The sequence below is a fragment of the Roseomonas chloroacetimidivorans genome, from assembly GCF_049629625.1.
GTDB lineage: Bacteria > Pseudomonadota > Alphaproteobacteria > Acetobacterales > Acetobacteraceae > Roseomonas > Roseomonas chloroacetimidivorans.
Map to the genome: position 1 here is coordinate 1 of NZ_JBNBZS010000210.1, position 2,815 is coordinate 2,815.

3 protein-coding genes and 1 pseudogene are annotated in these 2,815 nt (G+C 67.8%); 3 read left to right on the plus strand and 1 reads right to left on the minus strand.

The window, feature by feature from the left end; translation table 11 throughout:
* Window positions 1-128: 128 nt before the first annotated feature.
* The 3 genes and pseudogenes from ACO1BU_RS36615 (at window position 129) to ACO1BU_RS36625 (ending at window position 2,298) form a co-directional block, all read left to right on the plus strand.
* Window positions 129-716, plus strand: coding sequence for an acyl-CoA dehydrogenase family protein (locus ACO1BU_RS36615; RefSeq protein WP_424140781.1), 588 nt, complete (start codon window positions 129-131; stop codon window positions 714-716).
* A 219-nt stretch (window positions 717-935) separates the two neighbouring features.
* A pseudogene (locus ACO1BU_RS36620) lies at window positions 936-1,628 on the plus strand (IS6 family transposase); the annotation flags it as partial.
* A gap of 511 nt (window positions 1,629-2,139) precedes the next feature.
* A complete protein-coding gene (locus ACO1BU_RS36625) occupies window positions 2,140-2,298 on the plus strand; it encodes a hypothetical protein (RefSeq protein WP_424140782.1) in 159 nt (52 codons plus the stop codon).
* A gap of 276 nt (window positions 2,299-2,574) precedes the next feature.
* Here the strand turns inward: ACO1BU_RS36625 and ACO1BU_RS36630 are convergent.
* Window positions 2,575-2,815, minus strand: a 241-nt coding sequence (locus ACO1BU_RS36630) for a hypothetical protein (RefSeq protein ID WP_424140783.1), incomplete at its 5' end; no start/stop codon positions are given.

Genomic DNA, 2,815 nt, shown 5'->3' on the forward strand with positions numbered 1-2,815 from the left:
TTGGCCGAACCGCAGTCCACGCACCTCATCCCAGGCTCCCAGCCGCCTCTCAACCCGTCAGGAGCCTACCCAGGGCTGCCCCAGCTCACCAATCCGGGCGCCCCCTGGCGCGAGTTCTGACAGATCCGGTGGTCTTCGATCGCGTCCGCGTTCCGGCCGCCGCCCTGATCGGGCGCGCGAACGAGGGGTGGCCGGTTATCGAGCGGATGCTCGACCGCGGCGCGGCCCTGCTCTGCGCGCAGATGCTCGGCGCCGCGCGCCGCGACGCCGAGATGGCGTTCGACTACGCCAGGATGCGCGAGGCCTTCGGCCAGCCGATCGGCGCCTTCCAGGCCATCCAGCACATGTGCGCGGACATGATTATCTGGATCGACGGTGGCGAGTTGCTGACCTACGAGGCACTGTGGCGCATGGACCAGGGGCTGCCGCACCGGGTGGAGGTTAGCCAGGCGAAGTCCTTCTGCAACGAGAAGTGCCTTGCCTCCGCGCGTAGCGCTCAGATCATCCACGGCGGAATCGGCTTCATGATGGAGCTGGATCTGCACCTCTGGTACCGCCGGATCGCGGCCTGGGGCATGCGCCTGGGCACCACCTACGAGCACCGCGCGCGGATCGCGGCGGCGCTGATTGACGAGCCCGGCCTCGTCGTGCTCGGCCAGCCCGTGCCCGTCGTCCCGCCCGCCGGGGAGGCGCTGCCGGACCGCCGCGTCGCCTGACGAGCCTCCCGTCCGGCGGCCCCGGCCAGGAGGCCCGCGTGCCGGACGGAAGCCGGTGCCGGGCGCGCTCCGTCGCGCGCCCGTCTCCACATCCGTGGAATATTGCGGCATGAGAACCGGCGCCGCGTGAACGCCGCGGCGGTTCTGGTCATGGTCTGGCGGGCACCGTCAACTTGACGGGGGCTTGGCCGTCCAGGCCCGCCGGGGTAGGCGTTGGGCATGAGCACAGCCAGCGCGAGGGCGATGTATGCGGGATACCGTTTCGCGCCCGAGGTGATCGGTTACCCGGTCTGGCTGTATTTCAGCTTCCCGCTTGGCTCACGCATGGTCGAGGAGATGCTAGCCGCGCGCGGCATCCTCGTCAGCCACGAGACGGTGCGCCAACGGCGCCCTGAAGTGCGGGCAGGAGTTCGCCGATCGGATCCTGCGCCGGCTGCCTCGCTTTGGGGACAAGCGGCACCTCGACGAGGTCGCGATCCGGATCCGTGGCGTCCAGCACTGGCTCTGGCGCGCGGTCGACCGAACAGGGTTGGTCCTCGACATATTGGTCCAGAGCCGGCGCGACAAGCGGGCAGCCAAACGGCTGCTTCGCAAGCTGCTGAAGCGGCAATGCCGCCGCGTGATGATCACCGACCAACTGGCGAGCTACGGCGTGGCCAGGGCGGAGCTGGTCCCGGCTGTCGAGCACCGGCGGCACAAGGGGCTGAATAACCAGATGGAGAACTCGCACCAGCCCTCGCGACGACGAGAACGGAGATGAAACGGTTCAAGTCGCCACGGCAGGCACAGCGCTTCCTCTCGGCCCACGCACAGGTCAGCAACCCCTTCCATCTGCGCCGCAGCCACCTCACCGCCGCCGAGCATCGTGCCGCGAGGACGCGAGCGTTCCAGGCGTGGGTGGAAGTCAATGGGATTGCGATCGCCGCGTACACCCTGCCGCACCGCAGCCCTTGGCCTGCCAACGCGGCGAAGATGACGCCAACAAGTCGACGGTGCCGGGTAGGCTACTGCCAGCGAATGAAACTCGGCGTCAGTATTGACCGAAGCCCGATCGTCGTCCGCCCCAGGATGCAGGCTCGGACTGGCCCGTGTCCGATGGACGGCGGGGCGCAGGCCGATGCAAGTTCTTGGCGGCAATTGCCGCGGCGAGCGCTGGGTCAGGGCGCGCAACCGGTGGTGCGACCCGGCCAGGTGCCCGGCGTCCGTAAAACTCACTCGCTGTCGCCACAGAGCCGTGCCCAAGCAATGCGGCAACCTCTGCGACGTTCATCGTCCGCTTGGCACTTGAGGCGCAGAGATGCCGCGCGGTGTACAAGCTGATGCATCGCCTACGTTCAGGAAAAGCGATGGTGTTTGCCTTGGTAAACAGGCAGGTTACGCGCCGCTGCAATCGGTGGAACCCAGTTAGACCAAGGCGGTCCACATGAGCGAGCCAGCACAGCACAGTGTCGCGCTGGACGGAGCTGAGCGTGGAGAGATCGATCCGCCGGACCGGCCCGCTGCTGCGGCCGTTCGTGATTTTCGCGGAGCGCACGACGAGCCAGACCGCTCCACCCGGGAGCGAGCCGGCTCGGCTTTCTAGATGGAGGTAGCGCCACTCGCACGGACGTAAACCGACCAAGCGGGCGGCGTGAAGCCAAAGGTGGGCGGCCGCTGCTAGTTGCAGGTTGATGGCACGCATAGCAGCGTGAAGCCGCTTCAGCTGTTTCGGCGTGCAGCTCTTGTCGCGGCCGGGCTGGCGGGCGGCACGGCGCGCGAGTCCGGTAGGTCTGCAATGACGGAGGGCCCGGAGTGCCGCGGCCCAACCTAGAGGCCTGTCAGTAGAGAAGACATATGCGACCGCTGCGCGGTACTGCCGTCAGGTTGCGCGGCTGCAACTCACTCCTCGCGCGCCGGTCTCGGCGTGAGTAATCAGCCAATGGACAAAGCCGCCCGGATCACACGCTGCTGCCACAGCGCTCTCCTTCAGGGCACCGTCAAGTTGGCCAGCCACGAGCTTGCCCGAGCGGTCCACCGCCGGGTAGTCGGGTGGGATGACCGCATCCGCCTGCCCGAGCTTCGCTGGGTATCGCTTCCCGGTCGAGATCATCAGCCAAGCG